Genomic DNA, 21,909 nt, shown 5'->3' with positions numbered 1-21,909 from the left:
CCAACACGGGGAGTCTAGGGATGTCGAACATCGTGGGGAACTATTTCAGGCTCAGCCCCTGACCGAAAGTCGGGCCTTGCGGACGGAGCGTGCAAGCGGACAGCGACGCGCCGTTGACGGGGTGGAAACCGGCCCGGAGAGTGGTAATCCCACGCGAGGGGGACACGCGGGGTGGACCGCCGCCGCGCGGATCGGGGGCTGACGATGGGCATCGAGACCGCCGAGCAGGGCAGGAGGCTGCCGTGGGGAGACGTGCTGCTCTCCGCGATCGCCGCTGTGAGCTGGGCGTTGATCGGAATGGCGGGCACGGCCGCGCTCGGACTGCATCTGCTGGAGGCGGACTCCACGGCCTCGCTCGGTCCGATGACCGCGGCGGTTGTGGCACTTGGGGCGGGTGGTTCGGTCACCCCGTCCGGTGATGTGTCGGCCTTCGGCCTGAAAGGAGCGGAGGCGGCCACCGCCATCGAGATCACGCCACTGGGCGTCGGCCTGGTGGGTGCGGTGCTCCTGTCGTGGTTCTTCCTACGGTCCCTGCGCGGGGCGGGAGTTGTGATCTCCCCGTCCGAACTCCTCGCGCGCGCGGGTGCGGTGATCGCCCTTTTCGTCGCGACCCTGGGCGGGCTGGCCTGGGCGGGGCACGACGTCATCACGATCGACGGCGGCGCTCTGGGCCTCGACGATCTGCCGGGCACGGGCGGCGGAGGTGGGGGCATCGACGTCCCCGGGCTCGGTGACATCAGCGGTCTGCTGCCCGACCGGGTCGGCGACCTGATCGACGCGAAGGCGGCGGTCGGCTTCACCGTCGACACGCTCCCCACCCTGCTCGGCGGCTTCGTCTGGGCGGCCGGAGTCCTGACGGTCGCCCTGCTCGCCTCCCGCCGCACTCCCCTGCCGCCCGGCTGGGAAGCGGTCCACCGTGTCGTACGTCCGGCTACGTCCGCCCTGGTCACGGTACTGCTGGTGGCGGTGGCCGCCGGGCTCGCGGCTGCGGCGTACGCGGCGATCGGCGACGACCATCCCAAGCGCATCGCGGGCGCGGCCCTGCTCGGCGCACCCAACGGGGTCTGGCTGGGCGTCCCGATCGGCCTGTTCGTCCCGTTCGACGGCAGCGCGTCCGGCATCCTGGTGAACGTCCTGCCGGACCCCCTGGACCGGCTCCTCAGCAGCTCGGAGACCGATCAGTCGGTCAGCCTCGGCAAACTGGCCGAACTGGACAGCCGGGTGTGGCTGTTGGGCGTCGCGGCGGTCCTGATGATGCTGCTCGCGGGCATCCTCGCGGCGGCCCGGACACCGCTGGCCCGGGGTGTCGGCCCGGACGACGTCAATGGACGGGTGCCTCTCGCCGTACGGGATCCAGGGGCCCTGCGGTTCGCCGGTCGCTGCGCGCTGCGGCTGGGGGTGGTGACGGCGGTGGCGCTGCCGCTGCTCGCCTGGCTGGCGGAGGTGTCGGTGGACGCCTCGATCTCGGTCCTGGGCTTCGACGCGTTCGGCGCCGGAATCCAACTGCACGGCCAACTGGTCGCGGCTGTGCTGCTGGGCGCGCTGTGGGGCGCCGCCGCGGGAGCCGCCGGCGCGCTGCTGGCGTACGCGAGCGGGGCGGCGGGGTGGCGGGCGGTGCCGTTGGCACTGGGTGACACATGGACGGGGCCGGTCGGGCCGGGAGCGGCGACGGCGACCACGGGGGCGCTGGGAGCTGTGGGGACGACCGGGGTGACGGGTACGGCGGCCGAGGAGGCGCGGTACGGAGGTCACCCGGAGCAGGCCGGCGGGCCGGGTCCGTATCCCGGACCGCCTTCCGGACCACCTTTCGGACCGCCGTCCGGCCCCTACGCGCCCGGTTCGCCGTACCGGCCGCCCAACCGCGACACCAATCCGTATCTGCGGCTGCCCGGCGGGCTCCTGGAACCCGAGGACGCCCGGCCGGCCGAGCCGGGGCGGCCCTACGAGGGCGGGCAGCAGCCGGGGGCCGGATCCGGTCGGCCACCCGCGAGCGGTCGGGTCCCGTACGGCCGCCAGTCGTACGAGGGCGGGTGGCCGCCCGATGCCCCGCGTACGGGAGCGGGGTCGCCCGAAAGGAGCAGTGGGCCGGAGCGGGCCGGTTCCGGTGACGATCCCGGTGAGCGGAGTGAGCGCGGGAGCGGTCCGGGCGAGAGGCGCGGCCCGGGTGAGGGTCGCGACTCAGGTGAAGGCGAGCAGCCGCCCGAGAACCTGTACGGCCTTCCCACCATGGCCAGGCCGGTGACGCCGCCGCCTCGACGGCCGGGGTGGCGCAGGGGCGGTTCGCCGGAGTCCCCGCCGGAGAAACGCACTCCTCCCCCGCCACCGCCGCCTCCGCCCCCACCGCCACGCACCCCCAAGGGACGGCGCTGACCTGCGCGTAAGCCTTTCGTCACGCGCCCGAAACGTATTGTTCCCCGTCCGTCAGGCGGACCGCGTGCGCGGTGGGCACTGGGTGCCGGATACGGTGGAAACACCATGAACGCTGCGCAGACCGTTGACGTACCTACTCTTCTCGTCAAAATCTTCGGCAAGGACAGACCGGGCATCACCGCCGGTCTGTTCGACACGCTTGCCGCCTACTCCGTGGACGTGGTCGACATCGAGCAGGTCGTCACGCGTGGCCGCATGGTGCTGTGCGCGCTCGTGACGCAGCCGCCTGCCGGGCTCGAAGGTGATCTTCGGGCCACCGTCCACAGCTGGGCGGAGTCCATGAAGATGCAGGCGGAGATCATCTCCGGGCTCGGTGACAACCGGCCGCGCGGGCACGGGCGTTCGGTCGTCACCGTGCTCGGGCATCCGCTGACCGCCGAGTCGACCGCCGCCATCGCCGCGCGGATCACCAGGACCGGCGGCAACATCGACCGTATCTTCCGGCTCGCCAAGTACCCCGTGACGGCGGTCGAGTTCGCCGTCTCCGGTGTCGCGACCGGGCCGCTGCGCACCGCCCTGGTCACCGACGCGGCGGCACTCGGTGTCGATGTCGCGGTCGTGGCGGCGGGGCTGCACCGGCGGGCGCAGCGGCTGGTCGTCATGGATGTGGACTCGACGCTCATCCAGGACGAGGTGATCGAGCTCTTCGCCGCGCACGCGGGCTGCGAGGACGAGGTCGCCAAGGTGACCGCCGCCGCGATGCGCGGGGAACTGGACTTCGAGCAGTCGCTGCACGCGCGCGTGGCGCTGCTCAAGGGGCTCGACGCGTCAGTGGTGGACAAGGTGCGCAGCGAGGTCCGGCTCACGCCGGGGGCGCGCACGCTGATCCGTACGCTGAAGCGGCTCGGTTTCGAGGTCGGGGTCGTCTCGGGTGGGTTCACCCAGGTCACGGATGATCTGAAGGAGCGGCTCGGGCTCGACTTCGCCCAGGCCAACACGTTGGAGATCGTCGACGGGAAGCTGACGGGCAAGGTCGTCGGCGAGATCGTGGACCGGGCGGGCAAGGCTCGACTGCTGCGGCGGTTCGCCGCGGAGGCGGGGGTGCCGCTGGATCAGACCGTGGCGATCGGTGACGGGGCGAACGATCTGGACATGCTGAACGCGGCGGGGCTCGGCGTTGCGTTCAACGCCAAGCCGGTGGTGCGGGAGGCTGCGCACACTGCGGTGAACTTCCCGTTCCTGGACACCGTGCTGTATCTGCTGGGGGTTACTCGGGAAGAGGTCGAGGCAGCGGACACCCACGAGTAGCCCTCTGGGAGCTTGGCGGGGCGGCTGCTCTTCGGTGGGGCTTCTGTTTCGTCGCCGGGTGCGGGTTCGGCTGTGTCCACCCTCCCCCACTCTCAACTTCGTTCGAGCGGGGGACCCCCATCGCCCTGCGGAACGCCCGCCCACAGCCTGTACCGCCTGCCGCCTGCCGCCTGCCGCCTGCCGCCTGCCGCCTGCCGCCTGCCGCCACCGAACCAGGATTTACTCCGTCGGTGCCCAGTAATCCAACAGTGTCGCCGTGCCCGGTTCCAGGGCCTTCCAGCGGCCCTCGAAGGTCAGTACCGCGAAGGCCGCTGCCGGGAAGCCCCGGTTGGTCAGCTTGGTGCGGGTGTCGCTCTCGGAGTCGCCGGCCAGGATGTCGGTGAGGGCCTGTACTCCGGGGTTGTGGCCGATCAGGACCACGTTGCGGGTGTCGTCCGGGGTTTCGTTGAGCAGGGCGATGAGCTGGCCGGGTGAGGCCTCGTAGATCCGCTCCTCGTAGACGGTCTTCGGCCGTTGCGGGAGTTCCTGGACCGCGAGTTTCCATGTCTCGCGGGTCCGGGTGGCAGTGGAGCACAGGGCCAGGTCGAAGGGGGTGCCGGTGTCGGCCAGTTTTCGTCCGGCGACAGCGGCGTCCTTCCGGCCCCGGTCAGCGAGCGGGCGCTCGTGGTCGGCCACCTGGGGCCAGTCGGCTTTCGCATGCCGGAAGAGGACGATCCTGCGGGATTCTGCGACGCTCATGGCACCCAGCTTCGCATGAAACACGCCATGGGGCGCAGGGAGTTGACGGGGGGCTCCGCAGGTGGGAATGAGGCATTTACGGCGCTCAACGCACCACCAGCTCCCGCGCGCGCTCAAGGAAGTGGGCGATCACCGGGTCGCCCGTCGCCGCCTGTGCGTCGGTCGGGTTCAGCATCAGGGCGAGCAGCACGACGAACGCGAGCGTCGGCAGGGCCAGGGCCCACCATGGCAGCCGTATGTCGACTCCACGCGTGGTCGCCGGAAGGGGCCGGGAGTGCGTGCGGGCCGACATGATGCCTCCGTGGGTCTTCGAGCCGTCGGTGGCCCGGATCTCGCGGCCACACCTCGAAGTTACGGAACCGACGGGCCTCAACCCATCCGGAGATCCACCCACTTGACCCTGAGACTCGCCCCCTAGGGGATGGTGGGGATACCCCCACCAACGGCCCTCACGGTGAGGCGATGGTCGCGATGACGGCGATGATCACGAAGATGGCGAAGAAGGAGCCGAAGACGAGCAGCATCTTCTTCTGGCCGTTCTGGGGGTTCGGGTCGAGCACTGGCATACGGCCAGTCTCGCACCCGTCGCACCTGCCCGTGCCTCCGGGGTCCCCGGGGTGCCCGCAAGCCCTGGGGTGGGGTCAGCGGGCCGCCTCCGCCTCGTCCTCGACCGTGCGATCGCGTCCGGCGAGTACACCCACGACCATCTGCGGCAGCATCAGACCGGCCATGAGTGCGAGCGGCAGCCCCCAGCCGCCGCTGTGCTGGTAGAGCACGCCCACGAGCAGCGGTCCGGGGATCGAGATCAGATAGCCGGTGCTCTGCGCGAAGGCCGACAGTTGGGCGACGCCCGCGCCCGTCCTGGCCCGCATCCCGACCATCGTGAGGGCCAGCGGGAAGGCGCAGTTGGCGGTGCCGAGCAGGACCGCCCAGGCCCAGGCGCCACCGGCCGGCGCGAAGTAGAGGCCCGCGTACCCGAGGAGTCCGCACACGCCGAGGAAGACCACGATCGGGCCCTGATGGGGCAGGCGGGTGGCGACGCGCGGGATGACGAAGGCGAGCGGCACGCCCATCGCCATGGTCACGGCGAGCAGCAGTCCGGCGGTGCCGGCCGGGACGCCCGCGTCCCGGAAGATCTGTGCCAGCCAGCCCATGGTGATGTAGGCGGCGGTGGCCTGGAGTCCGAAGAACACGGCGAGCGCCCAGGCGGTACGGCTGCGGGTGATGCGCAGTGTGCCGGCCCGCCGGCCGGTGGCGGACGTCCCGCGCGCGTGGAGGGCCTCCCGCTGGTCGCCGCCCGGGCCCCGTTCCCGTACGAGCGGGATCCAGGGCACCACGGCCACCGCCGCGAGAACCGCCCAGACGGTCAGTCCCGCCTGCCAGCTCCCGCCCAGCACCTCGGTCATGGGCACGGTGACCGCCGCCGCGGCGCCGGTCCCGAGGGAGAGGGCCATCGAGTACAGGCCCGTCATGGAACCGACCCGGTCCGGGAACCAGCGCTTGACGACGACCGGCATCAGGACGTTGCTGACCGCGATGCCCATGAGGGCGAGCGCGCTGGCGGCCAGGAAGCCGGCGGTGGTGCCCGTGTAGGGCCGGATCGCCAGTCCTGCGGCGATGGCGGCCATGCCCCCGCAGACGACCGCGCCGACGCCGAAGCGGCGGGCCAGGCGCGGTGCCATGACCCCGAACAGGGCGAAACAGAACGAGGGCAGGGAGGTGAGCACTCCGGCCAGGGTGCCGCTCATGCCGATTCCGTCGCGTACCTCTTCGAGGAGGGCGCCGAAGCTGGCGATGGCGGGGCGGAGGTTGAGGGCGGCCAGCACGATGCCGACGACGACCAGCCGCGTGAGCCACGCGCGCGTGGCCGCTCCCCCGGCTTCGCTCTCCGGCCCGGCGGAACTCCGTATGGACGTGGACATGGGCGTGGACGTCGTCGTCCGGGTTTCCTCGCTCACCATGCCGACTATCATAGAATCATGGGATGATTGGTTGTAGCCCCCCGTGCGAAGATGTGCCATGCCACCGCTGAGCCACCCCCGTCGATCGGCCCTGTCCGAGCAGGTCATCGCCTCGCTGCGGGGCCAGATCACCTCGGGCGAGTGGCCCGTCGGTGCTCGTATCCCGACCGAGCCGGAGCTGGTCGAGCAGCTCGGAGTGGCCCGGAACACCATCCGCGAGGCGGTCCGGGCCCTCGCGCACAACGGGCTGCTGGACATCCGCCAGGGCTCGGGCACCTACGTCGTGGCGACCAGTGAGCTGGCCGGTGTGATGCACCGCCGGTTCGCCGACGCGGACCCCCGGCACATCGCCGAGCTGCGGTCCACGCTGGAGTCGGGCGCCGCCGAGCTGGCGGCCCTGCGCCGCACCGAACGCGACCTCAGGCAGCTGGACGCGCTCCTGGTGCGCCGGGACGAGGCCTGGGCGTCCGGCGACGCGGAGGCGTTCGTGACGGCCGACGCGAGCCTGCACATGGCCGTGGTGGCCGCGTCCCACAACGACGTGATGACGGCGATGTACGCGGACCTGGGCGAGGTGCTGCGGGAGTGGCTGCGCGACGACGTGGGCGAGGAGCTGACCCCTGACTCCTTGGTGGACCACGCCCCGCTCGTGGACGCGATCCGCGCGGGCGACGCGGCGGCCGCCGCCAGGGAGGCGGCGGGCTATCCGTTCTCGTGCCGGCTCAGGCCGGCCGCTTCTGGTGGCTGACCCACACCGAGCGGACCTCCTTCCAGCAGCGGCCGGTGAGCCGTACGGTCTGCGCGGGCCCGGCCTCGACCGAGGCGCCGTCGCTGTCCAGGTCCCACCAGCGGTCGCACTCGATGTGCAGACGTACGCGGTCGGTGGCCACGTAGGGGTTGTGGCAGTACGCGGTCACCCCGGAGCCGGCGATCCGGGTGTGGCACGTGGCGCCGAAGGGCTCGGGCCGCTCCGGCTGCCGTGCCTCCACGCGCGCGTGGGCGTGGGGAACGGCCTCGTACGGAAGGGCGGTGGCGAGGGCTACGGCGACGAGCAGCGGGGCGAAGCTGCGAGACAGGCGCACAAGGAAGACCTCCTCGGCCGTGCTCGGGAGGAACGCGAGGTGAACGCGTAATCCAGAGTGCCCAGTCGGCCCTCTCCCCCGCTCGGCCGGATGAGCCGAACGGGTGACGCGCCGAGGGCCCGCGCCGGAACGGAACGCGGGCCCTCGGATGTCGGCCGAGCCTCAGGAGGCGGCAGCGGTGGTCACGCGCCGATCGCGTGCAGCCCGCCGTCCACGTGGATGATCTCGCCGGTGGTCTTCGGGAACCAGTCGCTGAGCAGGGCGACGATGGCGCGGCCGGCCGGCTCGGGGTCCTTGAGGTCCCACTCCAGGGGCGACCGGGCGTCCCACACCGACGCCAGCTCGCCGAAGCCCGGGATGGACTTGGCGGCCATGGAGGCGAGGGGACCGGCGGAGACGAGGTTGCAGCGGATGTTCTGCTTGCCCAGGTCACGGGCGACGTAACGGCTGGTGGCCTCGAGGGCGGCCTTGGCCGGGCCCATCCAGTCGTACTGCGGCCAGGCGAACTTGGCGTCGAAGGTGAGGCCGACGACCGAGCCGCCGTTCTGCATCAGCGGCAGGCAGGCCATGGTGAGCGACTTCAGGGAGTACGCCGAGACGTGCATCGCGGTGGCGACGGACTCGAACGGCGTGTTCAGGAAGTTGCCGCCGAGGGCGTCCTGCGGGGCGAAGCCGATGGAGTGGACGACGCCGTCGAGGCCGCCGAGCTCCTCGCCGACGAGGTCGGCCAGCCGTGCGAGGTGCTCGTCGTTGGTGACGTCGAGCTCGATGACCTTGGTGGGCTTGGGCAGCTTCCTGGCGATGCGCTCGGTCAGCGTGGGCCGCGGGAACGCGGTCAGGATGATCTCGGCGCCCTGCTCCTGGGCCAGCTTGGCGGCGTGGAAGGCGATGGACGACTCCATCAGCACACCGGAGATCAGGACGCGCTTGCCCTCGAGAATTCCGCTCATGGTGATCAGTGACCCATTCCCAGTCCGCCGTCAACGGGGATGACGGCTCCAGTGATGTACGAGGCGTCGTCCGAGGCGAGGAACCGCACCGTTGCGGCGATCTCCTCCGGCTGCGCGTACCGGCCGAGCGGTACCTGCTTCACGATGGTCTCGCGCTGCTCGTCGGTGAGAACCTTGGTCATGTCGGTGTCGACGAAGCCGGGCGCGACGACGTTGAAGGTGATGTTGCGCGAGCCCAGCTCACGGGCGAGGGACCGTGCGAAGCCGACCAGACCGGCCTTGGAGGCGGCGTAGTTGGCCTGGCCGGGACCGCCGTACAGACCGACGACCGAGGAGATGAGGACGACGCGGCCCTTCTTGGCGCGCAGCATGCCGCGGTTGGCACGCTTGACGACGCGGAAGGCGCCGGTGAGGTTGGTGTCGACGACGGACGTGAAGTCGTCCTCGGACATGCGCATCAGGAGCTGGTCCTTGGTGACACCGGCGTTGGCGACGAGGACCTCGACCGGGCCGTGCTCGGCCTCGATCTCCTTGTAGGCCTGCTCCACCTGCTCGGTGTCGGTGATGTCGCACTTGACTGCGAGGAAGCCTGTCGGCGGCTCACCGGATCGGTATGTGATGGCGACCTTGTCGCCGGCATCGGCGAACGCGCGGGCGATGGCGAGGCCGATGCCCCGGTTGCCTCCGGTGACGAGAACCGAGCGGCTCAACGGATCACCCTTTCGTTAGCGGTTCAACACCTGTCCGAACACCCGGCTGACAGGCTGCTTCTCCAAAAACCTATCGGTCCGCCCGCACCCGCGGACAATCGGGCACCGACAGTGGCTCACCCCTGGTCCTGTCGGGTCTCTACAGTCGGTGGGCCCGGACGGATCGATGTGAATCCGTTGGAAGCCTCACTGTCGGACCTGCATGATTCACTGCGAGACAGACGCATCACACTCACCGTGACAAGGAGAGGCCGCTCATGGCCCATGAGGTCGATCAGTCATTCCTGGCACTGCCCCTACGTGCCCTGGCCGACGCCGCCCTCGCACGTGCGCGTGCGCTCGGTGCCGACCACGCGGACTTCCGGTTCGAGCGGGTGCGCAGCGCGTCCTGGCGGCTGCGGGACGCCAAGCCGTCCGGATCGTCCGACACCACGGACCTGGGGTACGCGGTGCGGGTGGTGCACGGCGGTACCTGGGGGTTCGCGTCGGGCGTGGATCTGAGCATGGACGCCGCCGCGAAGGTCGCCTCGCAGGCCGTGGCCATGGCGAAGCTCTCCGCCCAGGTGATCAAGGCGGCGGGGTCCGACGAGCGGGTGGAGCTGGCCGACGAGCCCGTGCACGCGGACCGGACGTGGATCTCGTCGTACGAGATCGACCCGTTCACCGTGCCGGACGAGGAGAAGGCCGGGCTGCTGGCCGAGTGGAGCGCCCGGCTGCTCGCGGCGAACGGCGTCAACCACGTCGACGCCTCACTGCTCACGGTGCACGAGAACAAGTTCTACGCCGACACCGCGGGGACCGTCACCACCCAGCAGCGGGTGCGGCTGCACCCGCAGTTCACGGCCGTCTCGGTCGACGAGTCGAGCGGCGAGTTCGACTCGATGCGGACGATCGCGCCGCCCGTGGGGCGCGGCTGGGAGTACCTCACGGGCCGGGGCTGGGACTGGGAGTCCGAGCTGGAGCAGATCCCCGAACTGCTCGCCGAGAAGATGCGGGCACCGAGCGTCGAGGCGGGGCTGTACGACCTGGTCGTCGACCCGTCCAACCTGTGGCTGACCATCCACGAGTCCATCGGCCACGCCACCGAGCTGGACCGTGCACTGGGTTACGAGGCCGCGTACGCCGGTACCTCCTTCGCCACCTTCGACCAGCTCGGCAAACTGAGGTACGGCTCCGACCTGATGAACGTCACGGGCGACCGCACCGCCGAACACGGCCTGGCGACCATCGGGTACGACGACGAGGGCGTCGCCGGTCAGTCGTGGGACCTGGTGAAGGACGGGACGCTGGTGGGCTACCAGCTGGACCGGCGGATCGCGAAGCTGACCGGGTTCGAGCGGTCCAACGGGTGCGCGTACGCCGACTCGCCCGGGCATGTGCCCGTGCAGCGCATGGCCAATGTGTCGCTGCGGCCAGACCCGGCCGGGCTGGCGACCGAGGATCTCATCGGCGGGGTCGACCGCGGGATCTATGTCGTCGGGGACCGGTCCTGGTCCATCGACATGCAGCGGTACAACTTCCAGTTCACCGGACAGCGGTTCTTCAGGATCGAGAACGGCCGGATCACCGGGCAGCTGCGGGACGTGGCCTACCAGGCGACGACCACCGACTTCTGGGGCTCCATGGCGGCCGTCGGCGGTCCGCAGACGTACGTCCTGGGCGGCGCCTTCAACTGCGGCAAGGCCCAGCCGGGCCAGGTCGCGGCCGTGTCCCACGGCTGCCCGTCGGCCCTCTTCAAGGGCGTCAACATCCTCAACACCACGCAGGAGGCCGGTCGATGAGCGCCCGTATGAACAAGCCGCACGAGGTTGTCGAGCGGGCCCTCGAGCTGTCCCGGGCCGACGGGTGTGTCGTCATCGCCGACGAGGAGTCGAGCGCCAACCTGCGCTGGGCGGGCAACGCCCTCACCACCAACGGCGTCACGCGCGGGCGCACGCTCACCGTCGTCGCGACCGTCGGCGGCAAGCAGGGCACGGCCTCCGGGGTCGTCTCCCGCGCGGCCGTAACCTCCGACGAGCTGGAACCGCTCGTACGGGCCGCCGAGGCCGCCGCGCGCGGTGCGAGCCCCGCGGAGGACGCCCAGCCGCTGGTCGCGGGTGTGCCGTCGTCCCCCGACTTCACGGACGCGCCGTCCGAGACCTCGTCCGCGGTGTTCGCCGACTTCGCGCCGGCGCTCGGCGAGGCGTTCGCACGCGCGCGTGCGGGCGGCCGAGAGCTGTACGGCTTCGCCAACCACGAGCTGGTGTCGAGCTATGTGGGTACGTCGACGGGGCTGCGCCTGCGCCATGACCAGCCCAACGGGACGCTGGAGCTGAACGCCAAGTCCCCGGACCGTACGCGGTCCGCTTGGGCCGGGCGGTCGACGCGGGACTTCAAGGACGTCGACCCGGCCGCCCTCGACGCGGAACTCGCCGTACGCCTCGGCTGGGCGGAGCGCCGGATCGAGCTGCCGGCCGGGCGGTACGAGACGCTGCTGCCGCCGACGGCCGTCGCCGACCTGCTGATCTACCAGCTGTGGTCGGCGTCCGCGCGGGACGCCGCCGAGGGGCGCACGGTGTTCTCCAAGCCGGGCGGCGGGACACGCATCGGCGAGAAGCTCACCGAGCTGCCGCTGACCCTGCGCAGCGACCCGAACGAGCCGGGTCTGGAGGCCTCCCCCTTCCTGCTCGCCCACTCCTCCGGCGACGACCAGTCGGTGTTCGACAACGGGCTGCCGCTGAGCGCCACGGAGTGGATCCGCGAGGGCGAGCTGAACCGGCTGATCACCTCCCGGCACACCGCCGGACTGACCGGCCTGCCGGTGTCCCCGGCGATCGGGAACATCGTCCTGGACGGCGGCGAGGACAAGTCCCTGGAGGAGATGGTCGCGAACACCGAGCGCGGGCTGCTGCTGACCTGCCTCTGGTACATCCGCGAGGTCGACCCGGCCACCCTGCTGCTGACCGGCCTGACCCGCGACGGGGTGTACCTCGTCGAGAACGGCGAGGTCAGCGGGGAGGTCAACAACTTCCGGTTCAACGAGTCGCCGGTGGATCTGCTGGGGCGGGCCGTCGAGGCCGGGCGTACGGAGAAGACGCTGCCCCGGGAGTGGAGCGACTGGTTCACCAGGGCTGCGATGCCCGCCCTGCGGGTGCCGGACTTCAATATGAGCTCTGTCAGTCAGGGCGTATAACCTCGTAGCCGGTAGTCACTCGACTGCCGTACAACTGACTGTACGAAGACCATCCACAAGGAGATACGAGAACCGTGACGGACATCGTCGACGAGCTGAAGTGGCGGGGGCTGTTCGCCCTGTCCACTGACGAGGACGCTTTGCGCAAGGCGCTCGCGGACGGTCCCGTCACGTTCTATTGCGGTTTCGACCCGACGGCGGCCAGTCTGCACGTCGGCCACCTGGTGCAGGTGCTCACCATGCGCCGCCTCCAGCAGGCGGGCCTGCGTCCGCTGGCCCTGGTGGGCGGGGCGACCGGCCAGATCGGCGACCCGCGGCCCACGGCTGAGCGCACGCTGAACGACCCGGAGACGGTCGCGAACTGGGTGACCCGGCTGCGCGCGCAGATCGAGCCGTTCCTGTCCTTCGAGGGCGAGAACGCTGCGGTGATGGTGAACAACCTGGACTGGACGGCCGGTCTGTCGGCCATCGAGTTCCTCCGGGACATCGGCAAGCACTTCCGCGTCAACAAGATGCTGACCAAGGACTCGGTCGCCCGGCGGCTGGAGTCCCAGGAGGGCATCAGCTACACGGAGTTCAGCTACCAGCTGTTGCAGGGCATGGACTTCCTGGAGCTGTACCGGAGGTACGGCTGCACGCTCCAGCAGGGCGGCAGCGACCAGTGGGGCAATCTCACGGCGGGCCTCGACCTGATCCACCGGCTGGAGCCCGACGCCGAGGCGCACTGCCTGGCGACGCCGCTGATGGTCAAGGCGGACGGCACCAAGTTCGGCAAGACCGAGGGCGGCGCCATCTGGCTCGACCCGGAGATGACGACACCGTACGCGTTCTACCAGTTCTGGCTGAACGTGGACGACCGGGACATCTCGACCTACATGCGCATCCTGTCCTTCCAGTCCCCGGAGGAGCTGGAGGCGCTGGAGGCGCAGACCGCGGAGCGTCCGCAGGCGCGGGCCGCGCAGCGCGCCCTCGCCGAGGAGCTGACGACGCTGGTGCACGGCGCCGAGCAAACGGCCGCCGTGATCGCCGCGTCCAAGGCCCTCTTCGGCCAGGGCGAACTGGGTGAGCTGGACGAGCGGACGCTGACCGCGGCCCTCTCCGAGGTACCGCACATCCGGGTCGCCGAGGCGGTACCGGTCGTCGACCTGTTCGCCGAGGTCGGCCTTGTGGCCAGCAAGTCGGCCGCGCGGCGCACCGTGAAGGAGGGCGGCGCATACGTGAACAACGTGAAGGTCGCCACCGAGGACGCGGTTCCCGCGAAGGAGGACCTGCTGCACGGGCGGTGGCTGGTCCTGCGCCGAGGGAAGAAGAACCTTGCGGCGGTGGAGGTCACCGGCTGACCGATCGTACGGCAGAGGCGGCTTCCCCAGGGGAGCCGCCTCTTTGCGTGGGTCCGGTCAGGCCCGCTGTTTGCGCTTGCCCAGCGTCGCCATGTACGCCTTGTCGCCCAGGTACACGACCACGACCGCGGCGATCAGCTGGAAGAGGTGTCGCCACCAGTCGATGCCCGCTGTCTCCTCGACGCCGAAGCCGCGGGCGATCGCGTTGCCGATGACGGCGCCGATGATGCCGAAGACGGTCGTCAGCCAGAGCGGGCTGTGCTGCTTGCCCGGAATGATCGCCTTGGCCAGCAGACCCAGCACGAATCCCACGATGATCGCCCACAACCAGCCCATGGCTGCCTCCTCGTACCGCTCTGGTGAGCATTACGCCCAGTGTCGGTCCGTTCGCGCTACGGCGCATGTCGGGGCCCTCGGTACGCGGTACGACGCAGAGCGGTCACCCCGACGGAAGGTGCCCCGGTCTCGTAGGCGACGCAGGCGCGGCGTAACGTGGAAGCTGTCCGGATCCTGGTTCCCCACCGGGTTCGGCGCGGGTACGGGCCGGGGCGTGTCCGATTCGGGTGGACGGTGGAACGTGATGCGGAAGCAGAGCAGCAGTGGCGGCGCCCAGGTCTTCCGGATCACCGGGGCCCGGCAGGGGCTCGCGGACGATGTGCGCGCCAGACAGCGTCGGTACGTCATCTCCATGTCCGTGCGCACGGTGGCCGTGATCCTCGCGGCGGTGCTCTGGAACGTCGAACGGCACGTCGCGTTCGTGGCGTTGGTGCTGGGCATGGTTCTCCCCTATATCTCCGTGGTGATCGCCAACGCCGGCCGGGAGAACGCGCCGGGGCTGCCGTCGACGTTCGTGACGGCTCCGGGGCGGCCGATGATCGCGCCGCCGCGGCCGGAAGAGGGGTTCGCGGAACCCTCAGCGGAAGACTCCGGGGGCGATCAGGGGGCCGACGTGGGGAGCAATCCGCGCGAGCGGGCCTGACCGAAAGTCAACGCCGAAGGCTTCGCCAAGCTCAAGAAAAGCTCAGATCAATCATGTTGTTCCAGTGCCGGTCGGACGCTTACCCGTGACATACTTCGTACGCGCTCCGCATCCCCCGTCGGAGCGACAGACCGACGCCGGGCAGCTCCCCCCGTGGCTGCTCGGCGTCGCCTTTTGAGCCCTGTTTCCGCCGGGTTTTCGGCCGGGTTAGGGTCAGCAGATGATCGGCCCTGACCCTGACTCCCCCATCTGTTCCGCCAAGGCATGCCGGGCGGACGCCGTGTGGGTCCTTGCCTGGAACAACCCGAAGCTGCATACGCCTGACCGGCGGAAGACGTGGCTGGCGTGCGAGGAGCATCGCGAGCATTTGTCGCAGTTTCTGGGGGTGCGGGGGTTTTTGAAGGACGTGGTTCGGCTGGAGGAGTGGGAGTCTCCTCCGGAGGGGTGAGCCGTTTTCGTCTGCGGGTCCGTTGTGGCTGGTCGCGCCCCGCGGCGGAGCCGCAAATGTCACAGCCCCGCGCCCCTGTCGGGGCGCTCCAGCTAGCCCCCGATAGCCGACATCGGGCGGTCCGGCTGGACGAAGGACGGGTCGTCCAGGCCGGCGCCCGCCTTCTTGCCCCACATCGCTTCGCGCCAGATGCGGGCTATCTCCTCGTCGGGGGCGTCCGAGCGGAGGGCCGCGCGGAGGTCGGTCTCCTCGCGGGCGAAGAGGCAGGTACGGATCTGGCCGTCCGCCGTCAGGCGGGTGCGGTCGCAGGCCGCGCAGAACGGGCGGGTGACCGACGCGATGACACCCACGACATGCGGGCCGCCGTCCACCAGCCAGCGCTCCGCCGGGGCCGAGCCCCGCTTCTCCGAGCCCTCCTCCGTCAGCTCGAAACGGGTGCGCAGGGAGGCCAGGATGTCGCCCGCCGTCACCATGCCCTCGCGCTTCCAGCCGTGCTGCGCGTCCAGCGGCATCTGCTCGATGAACCGCAGCTCGTAGTCGTGCTCGACCGCCCAGGCCAGCAGGTCCGGGGCCTCGTCGGCGTTCAGGCCCGGCATCAGGACCGCGTTGACCTTCACCGGGGTCAGGCCGGCCTCGCGGGCGGCTTCCAGGCCCGCGATGACGTCCTTGTGGCGGTTGCGGCGGGTGAGCGTCCTGAAGACGTCCGGGCGCAGGGTGTCCAGGGAGACGTTGACCCGGTCCAGGCCCGCCGCCTTCAGCGCCGCCGCCGTACGGACCAGACCTATGCCGTTCGTCGTCAGGGACATCTGGGGGCGCGGGGCCAGCGCTGCGACCCGCTCCACGATGCCGACCAGACCCGGGCGCAGCAGGGGCTCGCCGCCGGTGAAGCGGACCTCCTCGATGCCCAGCAGGCGGACGGCTATGTCTATGAGGCGGACGATCTCGTCGTCCGTGAGCAGGTCCGGCTTGGCCAGCCACTGCAGGCCCTCCTCGGGCATGCAGTACGTGCACCGCAGGTTGCAGCGGTCGGTCAGCGAGACACGCAGGTCGGTGGCCACTCGGTTGTAGGTGTCGATGAGCACGTGGGCCCCCTCCCTCGTAGCGGATCCCGTGCGGATCGCGTGACGGAGCACAGTTTCTCCGACACCTGCGAGCCTACGTGACCCCACTGACATCGAGACCGCCCCGATGCCACAAGACGTGGAGCGGGGCCGCCGTAGATCCCTACGACGGCCCCGCTCCGTGTGCGCGGCGGAACGCCTAGTGCGCGCCGGTTCCCGTGAGGGACCGGACCTCCAGTTCCGCGTACTTGCCGGTGTCGGGCTCCTCCTTGGAGAGGACCGTGCCGAGCCAGCCCATGAGGAAACCGAACGGGATCGAGATGATGCCGGGGTTCTTCAGCGGGAACCAGTGGAAGTCGACGTCCGGGAACATCGCCTTCGGGTCGCCGGAGACGACCGGCGAGAACAGCACCAGGCCGACCGCCACGATCAGACCGCCGTAGATCGACCACAGGGCGCCCTGGGTGGTGAACCGCTTCCAGAACAGGCTGTAGAGGATCGTCGGGAGATTGGCGGAGGCGGCCACCGCGAACGCCAGTGCGACCAGGCCGGCCACGTTGAGGTCGCGGGCGAGGGCTCCCAGGGCGATGGAGACGATGCCGATGAAGACGGTGGCCCAGCGGGCGGCCCTCATCTCCTCCTTGTCGGTGGCCTTCCCCTTGCGGATGACGTTGGCGTAGATGTCGTGCGCGAAGGACGACGACGAGGCCAGCGTGAGGCCGGCGACGACGGCGAGGATCGTCGCGAAGGCGACCGCCGAGATCGTCGCGAGCAGTACCGCGCCCCAGGCGGAGTCGACGCCGCCGATGTGCAGGGCGAGCAGTGGCGCGGCCGTGTTGCCCGACGGGTTCGAGTCGGTGATCTCTTTCTGGTCGATCAGCGCGGCGGCGCCGAAGCCGAGCGCGATCGTCATCAGGTAGAAGCCGCCGATGATGCCGATCGCCCAGATCACGGACTTCCGGGCGGCCTGCGCCGTGGGCACCGTGTAGAAGCGGATCAGGATGTGCGGCAGACCGGCGGTGCCGAGGACCAGGGCGATGCCCAGGGAGATGAAGTCCAGCTTGGAGGTGCCGGTGGCGCCGTACTGGAGGCCCGGCTCCAGGAACGCGTCGCCCTTGCCGCTGCGTTCGGCGGCGGTGCCGAGCAGATCGGAGATGTTGAAGTTGAACTTCAGCAGCACCAGAAACGTAATGAGGATCGTGCCGCTGATGAGCAGCACGGCCTTGACCATCTGGACCCAGGTGGTGCCCTTCATGCCGCCGATGGAGACGTACACGATCATCAGGACGCCGACGAGGGCGACAATGGCGACCTTGCCCGCGTCGGAGGTGATGCCGAGGAGGAGCGAGACGAGGACGCCCGCGCCGGCCATCTGCGCCAGCAGGTAGAAGATCGAGACGACGATCGTCGACGTACCGGCGGCCGTGCGGACCGGGCGCTGGCGCATGCGGTACGCGAGGACGTCACCCATGGTGTAGCGGCCGGAGTTGCGCAGCGGTTCGGCCACCAGGAGCAGGGCGACCAGCCAGGCGACGAGGAAGCCGATGGAGTACAGGAAGCCGTCGTACCCGAAGAGGGCGATCGCGCCGGCGATGCCGAGGAAGGACGCGGCGGACATGTAGTCGCCGGAGACCGCGAGGCCGTTCTGGAAGGCGCTGAACTGGCGCCCGCCGGCGTAGAAGTCGGCGGCGCTCTTGGTCTGGCGGCCCGCCCAGACGGTGATGACGAGGGTCGCGACGACGAACACCGCGAACAGGGAGATGATCAGCGGCCGGTGCTCACTGGCCTCACCCGCCGCGAGAACACTCTGCTGTACGGGGCTCATGCGCCGCCCTCCATCCGGGACTTGATCGCCTCACCCTTGGGGTCGAGGTTCGCCGAGGAGTACCGCGCGTACCACCAGGCGATGAGGAACGTGGTGACGAACTGGGCGATGCCGAAGACGAAGGCGACGTTGATGTGGCCGAAGAGCTTGGTGCCCATGAAGCCGCCCGCGTAGTTCGACAGCAGGACGTACAGCAGGTACCAGCTGATGAAGCCGACGGTCAGCGGGAAGGCGAAGGAGCGGTGGGCGCGGCGCAGTTCACCGAACTCGGCGCTCTCCTGCACCTCGACGAACTCCGCCGTGGACGGGGAATGGGGCTCTGTCTTCGAGGGGGGCGGTGCGTCGGTAGCCACGGAGTCTCCTCGCGTTGCGGGTGCGGTGACGACAGCGGACGGGGGTGAGTGGTCGTTCGGGGACGGGGTCGGGCTGGGTACGGACATGGCTCTTTTCTGACCTCGCGGTGATCTGGATCACGGGGTCGGCTCGCGATGGTAGGGCCCACACGCGTGATCCGACAGGGGGCTCGATGGTGCTCGTGCTCCCTGTCCAAGGTCACGGCGCCACGCAAGGGCAGGTTCAACTCCCCGCGCTTCTTTCCGAACTGGTCTCCGGAAGTCATTGCTGGCCAGCGACGACGCGGGATAGCTTCGGCCTGTACCACCCGTCATGTACCTGCAATATCGGCGGTGCGGGCCATGCGCCCGCGCCCGCCTTTTCGCGCGTACTCACTTTGTTGACCGTCCCTGCTACGCGCCTGCCCGGCAACCATCCTTGTCCGGGCCGGCCTCGTTTCCGGATGATGTGGAGATCCCATGGCTCATCTGCGCTCCAGACGTCGGCTCGCTCTCGCGGTGCCGGTCGTGCTGTCCCTGACCGCTTCCTTCAGCTTCCTCGGCTTCATGCCCGTGGCCGCGTCGGCCGCCGAGCCGGCCGCCTCCGCCGCCACGGCCGCGGAGGGTCCGAACCTCGCGTATGTCGTCAACACGAAGAGCACCGACCGCCACACGATCGGGGCGGTGACGAAGGCGATCTCCGCGGCCGGCGGGACCGTCGTGGTCACGTTCAAGAAGATCGGTGTGATCGTCGTCCACTCCACCAACCCCTCCTTCGGGGCGGAGATCCGCGCGGTGCGCGGGGTGAAGTCCGCGGGTGCCACGCGGACCACGCCGCTGGTGGCCGCCGGGACGACCGACGAGGGTGCGGCGGACTATCTGACGGCCGCCGAGGCAGCCAAGGTCGAGGCCGCGTCGGCCACGGTCCCCGAGAGCGAGCCCCTCGAAGCCGACCAGTGGGACCTGCGGTCGATCGGCGCCGACAAGGCCGCGAAGATCAACCCGGGCAGCAGCAAGGTCACCGTCGCCGTGATCGACACCGGCGTCGACGACACCCACCCGGACCTCGCCCCGAACTTCTCCGCGTCCCAGTCGGCGAACTGCGTCGGCGGCGTCGCGGACACCAGCGCGGGTGCGTGGCGCCCGTACACCGCCGACGACTACCACGGCACCCATGTGGCCGGTGAGATCGCCGCCGCCCGCAACGGCATCGGTGTGGCCGGTGTCGCGCCCGGCGTGAAGGTCTCCGGCATCAAGGTGAGCGACCCGGACAACGGGCTCTTCTACCCGGAGAGCGTCGTGTGTGCCTTCGTGTTCGCCGCCGACCACGGCGTCGAGATCACCAACAACAGCTACTACGTTGATCCGTGGCTGTACAACTGTGTGGACGACCCCGACCAGCGGGCCATTGTTGACGCGGTCAACAGGGCACAGCTGTACGCGCAGAACAAGGGCATCCTCAACCTGGCGTCGGCGGGTAACTCCGCCCACGACCTGGACTCCGACGCGATCGTCGACGACAGCAGCCCCGACGACTCGACGCCGGTCACGCGCACGATCGACCCGCACGAGTGCTTCGACGTACCGACCCAGCTCCCGGGTGTCGTCACGGTGAGTGCCACGGGTGTCGACAACGTCAAGTCGTACTACTCCACGTACGGAAACGGCGTCATCGATGTCGCGGCCCCCGGCGGCGACCGCAAGTACCAGATACCTGACACGCCGTCGCAGAACGGCCGCATCCTGTCCACCATGCCGAACGGCGAGTACGCCTTCCTTCAGGGCACCTCGATGGCCTCGCCGCACGCCGCGGGCGTCGCCGCGCTGCTGAAGTCGAAGCACCCGTGGGCGACCCCGGCCCAGCTCCAGAGGCTGCTCAAGGCCCAGGCAGACAACCCGGGCTGCCCCGAGTCGTACGACCAGGACGGTGACGGCACGCAGGACGCGGTGTGCGAGGGCGGCGCACGGGTCAACGGATTCTTCGGGGCCGGGATCGTCAACGCGCTGCGCGCGGTCCAGTAACCGGCACGGTCCTCCGAGTCTTCCCGCACGGTCCGCACGTCCCTCGAACGAAGGAACTGGAGACCCCTATGACAGCCCCCCACCCGCGCTCCCGTCGCGCCGTGGCGATCCCGGTCGGGATGGCCATGGCGACGGCGTTCGCCTTTCTGCCGAACATCGACGCCGTCGCGGCCGACGCCACGCCCGTGGCTGCCACCGCCGCCGACGCGACATCGCTCAGCTATGTCGTCAATGTGCTCCCGGGACTCGGCCACGCCCGGTACCTGAAGAACGCCATCGCCGAGGCCGGCGGCACGATCGTGACGTCGTACGACCGGATCGGCGTGATCGTCGTCCACTCGGCGAACCCCGACTTCGCCAAGATCGTCCGCAAGGTGCCCGGAGTGCAGTCGGCCGGCAACACGCGCAACGCGCCGCTGCCCGCGCAGTCGACCACCGACATGGGCGCCCCGAAGGTGCTCTCCGCGGCGGAGGTCGCGAGCGCCACCGCCGACGCCACCGCCGCCCAGGACCCGCTGGAGCCGTTGCAGTGGGACCTGCCCGCCATCAAGGCGGACAAGGCGCACGAGAAGTCGCTCGGCAGTTCCAAGGTGACCGTCGCCGTGATCGACACCGGCGTCGACGACACCCACCCCGACATCGCGCCGAACTTCGACCGCGCGGCCTCCGTCAACTGCGTGACGGGCAAGCCCGACACGACCGACGGTGCCTGGCGGCCGACCACGGGCGAGAGCCCGCACGGCACGCACGTCGCCGGTGAGATCGCCGCCGCGAAGAACGGCGTGGGCGTCACGGGCGTCGCGCCGGGCGTCAAGGTGTCCGGCATCAAGGTGTCGACCACGGCCGGCTACTTCTACACGGAGGCCGTCGTCTGCGGCTTCGTGTGGGCGGCCGAGCACGGCGTGGACGTCACGAACAACAGCTATTACACGGACCCCTGGTACTTCAACTGCAAGAACGACCCGGACCAGAAGGCCCTGGTCGACGCCATCACGCGCGCCACGCAGTACGCGGAGCACAAGGGTGTCGTCAATGTCGCGGCGGCCGGCAACGAGAACTACGACCTCGCGGCCGACGAGATCACCGACCCGGTCTCCCCGAACGACGCGACGCCGTCGGACCGGGTCATCGACCCCTCCGAGTGCTACGACATCCCGACCCAGCTCCCGGGCGTCGTGACGGTCGCCTCGACGGGCGCCAAGGGCATCAAGTCGTCGTTCTCCAACCACGGTCTGGGCGTCATCGACATAGCCGCCCCGGGCGGCGACTCGACCCGCTACCAGACCCCGGCCCCGCCGGCCACGAGCGGTCTGATCCTCGGCCCGCTGCCCGGCGGTACGTGGGGCTACATGGCCGGTACGTCGATGGCGTCGCCGCATGTCGCGGGCGTGGCCGCCCTCATCAAGTCGACGCACCCGCACGCCTCCGCCCGCCTGGTGAAGGCGCTCCTGTACGCCGAGGCGGACGCCACGACGTGCACGGACCCGTACGACATCAACGGCGACGGCAAGGTCGACGCGGTGTGCGAGGGCCCGAAGAACTACAACGGCTTCTACGGCCACGGCACCGCGGACGCACTGGACGCGGTGACGAGGTAGCACTTCTGTCGGT

Annotated in this window: 21 protein-coding genes; 10 read left to right on the top strand and 11 right to left on the bottom strand. The window is 70.1% G+C overall.

What is annotated here, in order from left to right:
• Positions 1 to 204: 204 nt before the first annotated feature.
• The gene (locus tag OG787_RS38780; protein WP_405538385.1) at positions 205 to 2,370 is read left to right on the top strand and encodes a streptophobe family protein; all 2,166 of its coding nucleotides are present in this window, start codon (positions 205 to 207) and stop codon (positions 2,368 to 2,370) included.
• A gap of 105 nt (positions 2,371 to 2,475) precedes the next feature.
• Positions 2,476 to 3,678 (top strand): phosphoserine phosphatase SerB, encoded by a 1,203-nt coding sequence (serB, locus tag OG787_RS38775; RefSeq protein WP_369033736.1) that lies wholly within the window; start codon positions 2,476 to 2,478, stop codon positions 3,676 to 3,678.
• A 219-nt stretch (positions 3,679 to 3,897) separates the two neighbouring features.
• Here serB and OG787_RS38770 read toward each other — a convergent pair whose 3' ends face one another.
• The 4 genes from OG787_RS38770 to OG787_RS38755 all read right to left on the bottom strand — a co-directional run bounded on the left by OG787_RS38770 (position 3,898) and on the right by OG787_RS38755 (position 6,377).
• Complete coding sequence (locus OG787_RS38770; RefSeq protein WP_405538383.1) at positions 3,898 to 4,416, bottom strand: SixA phosphatase family protein; 519 nt, start codon at positions 4,414 to 4,416, stop codon at positions 3,898 to 3,900.
• 85 nt (positions 4,417 to 4,501) lie between these two features.
• On the bottom strand, positions 4,502 to 4,708 hold the full coding sequence (locus tag OG787_RS38765) for a hypothetical protein (protein WP_369033738.1): 207 nt from the start codon (positions 4,706 to 4,708) through the stop codon (positions 4,502 to 4,504).
• 157 nt (positions 4,709 to 4,865) lie between these two features.
• Positions 4,866 to 4,982: an SGM_5486 family transporter-associated protein gene (locus OG787_RS38760; RefSeq protein WP_105974872.1), complete on the bottom strand. Its 117-nt coding sequence runs from the start codon at positions 4,980 to 4,982 to the stop codon at positions 4,866 to 4,868.
• Positions 4,983 to 5,057: 75 nt separating this feature from the next.
• Positions 5,058 to 6,377 carry a CynX/NimT family MFS transporter gene (locus OG787_RS38755; protein WP_405538382.1) on the bottom strand — a complete coding sequence of 440 codons (1,320 nt, stop codon included), beginning with the start codon at positions 6,375 to 6,377 and terminating at the stop codon, positions 5,058 to 5,060.
• A 58-nt stretch (positions 6,378 to 6,435) separates the two neighbouring features.
• Here OG787_RS38755 and OG787_RS38750 point away from each other — a divergent pair, with 58 nt between their 5' ends.
• Positions 6,436 to 7,125: a FadR/GntR family transcriptional regulator gene (locus OG787_RS38750; RefSeq protein ID WP_369033740.1), complete on the top strand. Its 690-nt coding sequence runs from the start codon at positions 6,436 to 6,438 to the stop codon at positions 7,123 to 7,125.
• Here the strand turns inward: OG787_RS38750 and OG787_RS38745 are convergent.
• The 3 genes from OG787_RS38745 to fabG form a co-directional block, all read right to left on the bottom strand.
• Complete coding sequence (locus tag OG787_RS38745; RefSeq protein ID WP_369033741.1) at positions 7,100 to 7,459, bottom strand: hypothetical protein; 360 nt, start codon at positions 7,457 to 7,459, stop codon at positions 7,100 to 7,102. The genes OG787_RS38750 and OG787_RS38745 overlap by 26 nt on opposite strands.
• A gap of 182 nt (positions 7,460 to 7,641) precedes the next feature.
• On the bottom strand, positions 7,642 to 8,409 hold the full coding sequence (gene fabI / locus OG787_RS38740) for an enoyl-ACP reductase FabI (protein WP_369033742.1): 768 nt from the start codon (positions 8,407 to 8,409) through the stop codon (positions 7,642 to 7,644).
• 5 nt (positions 8,410 to 8,414) lie between these two features.
• A complete protein-coding gene (gene fabG / locus OG787_RS38735; protein WP_369033743.1) occupies positions 8,415 to 9,119 on the bottom strand; it encodes a 3-oxoacyl-[acyl-carrier-protein] reductase in 705 nt (234 codons plus the stop codon).
• A 257-nt stretch (positions 9,120 to 9,376) separates the two neighbouring features.
• On the opposite strand from fabG, the gene OG787_RS38730 reads away from it, so the two are divergent.
• From OG787_RS38730 to tyrS, 3 genes are all read left to right on the top strand, one after another.
• Positions 9,377 to 10,900 carry a TldD/PmbA family protein gene (locus OG787_RS38730; RefSeq protein WP_369033744.1) on the top strand — a complete coding sequence of 508 codons (1,524 nt, stop codon included), beginning with the start codon at positions 9,377 to 9,379 and terminating at the stop codon, positions 10,898 to 10,900.
• Positions 10,897 to 12,291 carry a metallopeptidase TldD-related protein gene (locus OG787_RS38725; RefSeq protein ID WP_369033745.1) on the top strand — a complete coding sequence of 465 codons (1,395 nt, stop codon included), beginning with the start codon at positions 10,897 to 10,899 and terminating at the stop codon, positions 12,289 to 12,291. The genes OG787_RS38730 and OG787_RS38725 overlap by 4 nt, the downstream gene beginning before the upstream one ends.
• Before the next feature lie 74 nt (positions 12,292 to 12,365).
• On the top strand, positions 12,366 to 13,631 hold the full coding sequence (gene tyrS, locus OG787_RS38720; protein ID WP_405538381.1) for a tyrosine--tRNA ligase: 1,266 nt from the start codon (positions 12,366 to 12,368) through the stop codon (positions 13,629 to 13,631).
• Between the two features lie 57 nt (positions 13,632 to 13,688).
• On the opposite strand, the gene OG787_RS38715 is transcribed toward tyrS, so the two are convergent.
• Complete coding sequence (locus OG787_RS38715) at positions 13,689 to 13,967, bottom strand: GlsB/YeaQ/YmgE family stress response membrane protein (RefSeq protein ID WP_369033747.1); 279 nt, start codon at positions 13,965 to 13,967, stop codon at positions 13,689 to 13,691.
• A 244-nt stretch (positions 13,968 to 14,211) separates the two neighbouring features.
• Between OG787_RS38715 and OG787_RS38710 the strand changes: the two genes are divergently transcribed.
• Together OG787_RS38710 and OG787_RS38705 are read left to right on the top strand one after the other, a co-directional pair.
• Positions 14,212 to 14,610 carry a DUF3099 domain-containing protein gene (locus tag OG787_RS38710; RefSeq protein ID WP_405538379.1) on the top strand — a complete coding sequence of 133 codons (399 nt, stop codon included), beginning with the start codon at positions 14,212 to 14,214 and terminating at the stop codon, positions 14,608 to 14,610.
• 220 nt (positions 14,611 to 14,830) lie between these two features.
• Positions 14,831 to 15,058 carry a hypothetical protein gene (locus OG787_RS38705; protein ID WP_405538377.1) on the top strand — a complete coding sequence of 76 codons (228 nt, stop codon included), beginning with the start codon at positions 14,831 to 14,833 and terminating at the stop codon, positions 15,056 to 15,058.
• Between the two features lie 92 nt (positions 15,059 to 15,150).
• On the opposite strand, the gene moaA is transcribed toward OG787_RS38705, so the two are convergent.
• The 3 genes from moaA to OG787_RS38690 all read right to left on the bottom strand — a co-directional run bounded on the left by moaA (position 15,151) and on the right by OG787_RS38690 (position 18,297).
• Positions 15,151 to 16,140 carry a GTP 3',8-cyclase MoaA gene (gene moaA / locus OG787_RS38700; protein WP_405538376.1) on the bottom strand — a complete coding sequence of 330 codons (990 nt, stop codon included), beginning with the start codon at positions 16,138 to 16,140 and terminating at the stop codon, positions 15,151 to 15,153.
• A 178-nt stretch (positions 16,141 to 16,318) separates the two neighbouring features.
• Positions 16,319 to 17,944 (bottom strand): cation acetate symporter, encoded by a 1,626-nt coding sequence (locus OG787_RS38695; RefSeq protein ID WP_369033751.1) that lies wholly within the window; start codon positions 17,942 to 17,944, stop codon positions 16,319 to 16,321.
• Positions 17,941 to 18,297, bottom strand: coding sequence for a DUF485 domain-containing protein (locus OG787_RS38690; RefSeq protein ID WP_369033752.1), 357 nt, complete (start codon positions 18,295 to 18,297; stop codon positions 17,941 to 17,943). Before OG787_RS38690 ends, OG787_RS38695 begins: the two co-directional genes overlap by 4 nt.
• Before the next feature lie 459 nt (positions 18,298 to 18,756).
• Here OG787_RS38690 and OG787_RS38685 point away from each other — a divergent pair, with 459 nt between their 5' ends.
• Both OG787_RS38685 and OG787_RS38680 read left to right on the top strand, forming a co-directional pair.
• A complete protein-coding gene (locus OG787_RS38685; RefSeq protein WP_405538373.1) occupies positions 18,757 to 20,298 on the top strand; it encodes a S8 family serine peptidase in 1,542 nt (513 codons plus the stop codon).
• A gap of 68 nt (positions 20,299 to 20,366) precedes the next feature.
• The gene (locus OG787_RS38680) at positions 20,367 to 21,896 is read left to right on the top strand and encodes a S8 family serine peptidase (RefSeq protein ID WP_369033754.1); all 1,530 of its coding nucleotides are present in this window, start codon (positions 20,367 to 20,369) and stop codon (positions 21,894 to 21,896) included.
• Positions 21,897 to 21,909 lie beyond the last annotated feature (13 nt).

Source organism: Streptomyces sp. NBC_00075 (genome assembly GCF_045041225.1).
Classification (GTDB): domain Bacteria; phylum Actinomycetota; class Actinomycetes; order Streptomycetales; family Streptomycetaceae; genus Streptomyces; species Streptomyces adonidis.
This window is presented reverse-complemented; position numbering and strand designations above follow the sequence as displayed.

Excerpts from the sequence above, each read along its gene's own strand:
- OG787_RS38780 (WP_405538385.1), top strand. The coding sequence starts at position 205 with ATGGGCATCGAGACCGCCGAGCAGGGCAGGAGGCTGCCGTGGGGAGAC.
- serB (WP_369033736.1), top strand. The coding sequence starts at position 2,476 with ATGAACGCTGCGCAGACCGTTGACGTACCTACTCTTCTCGTCAAAATC.
- OG787_RS38770 (WP_405538383.1), bottom strand. The coding sequence starts at position 4,416 with ATGAGCGTCGCAGAATCCCGCAGGATCGTCCTCTTCCGGCATGCGAAA.
- OG787_RS38765 (WP_369033738.1), bottom strand. The coding sequence starts at position 4,708 with ATGTCGGCCCGCACGCACTCCCGGCCCCTTCCGGCGACCACGCGTGGA.
- OG787_RS38760 (WP_105974872.1), bottom strand. The coding sequence starts at position 4,982 with ATGCCAGTGCTCGACCCGAACCCCCAGAACGGCCAGAAGAAGATGCTG.
- OG787_RS38755 (WP_405538382.1), bottom strand. The coding sequence starts at position 6,377 with ATGGTGAGCGAGGAAACCCGGACGACGACGTCCACGCCCATGTCCACG.
- OG787_RS38750 (WP_369033740.1), top strand. The coding sequence starts at position 6,436 with ATGCCACCGCTGAGCCACCCCCGTCGATCGGCCCTGTCCGAGCAGGTC.
- fabI (WP_369033742.1), bottom strand. The coding sequence starts at position 8,409 with ATGAGCGGAATTCTCGAGGGCAAGCGCGTCCTGATCTCCGGTGTGCTG.
- OG787_RS38730 (WP_369033744.1), top strand. The coding sequence starts at position 9,377 with ATGGCCCATGAGGTCGATCAGTCATTCCTGGCACTGCCCCTACGTGCC.
- OG787_RS38725 (WP_369033745.1), top strand. The coding sequence starts at position 10,897 with ATGAGCGCCCGTATGAACAAGCCGCACGAGGTTGTCGAGCGGGCCCTC.
- OG787_RS38715 (WP_369033747.1), bottom strand. The coding sequence starts at position 13,967 with ATGGGCTGGTTGTGGGCGATCATCGTGGGATTCGTGCTGGGTCTGCTG.
- OG787_RS38710 (WP_405538379.1), top strand. The coding sequence starts at position 14,212 with ATGCGGAAGCAGAGCAGCAGTGGCGGCGCCCAGGTCTTCCGGATCACC.
- OG787_RS38705 (WP_405538377.1), top strand. The coding sequence starts at position 14,831 with ATGATCGGCCCTGACCCTGACTCCCCCATCTGTTCCGCCAAGGCATGC.
- OG787_RS38695 (WP_369033751.1), bottom strand. The coding sequence starts at position 17,944 with ATGAGCCCCGTACAGCAGAGTGTTCTCGCGGCGGGTGAGGCCAGTGAG.
- OG787_RS38685 (WP_405538373.1), top strand. The coding sequence starts at position 18,757 with ATGGCTCATCTGCGCTCCAGACGTCGGCTCGCTCTCGCGGTGCCGGTC.
- OG787_RS38680 (WP_369033754.1), top strand. The coding sequence starts at position 20,367 with ATGACAGCCCCCCACCCGCGCTCCCGTCGCGCCGTGGCGATCCCGGTC.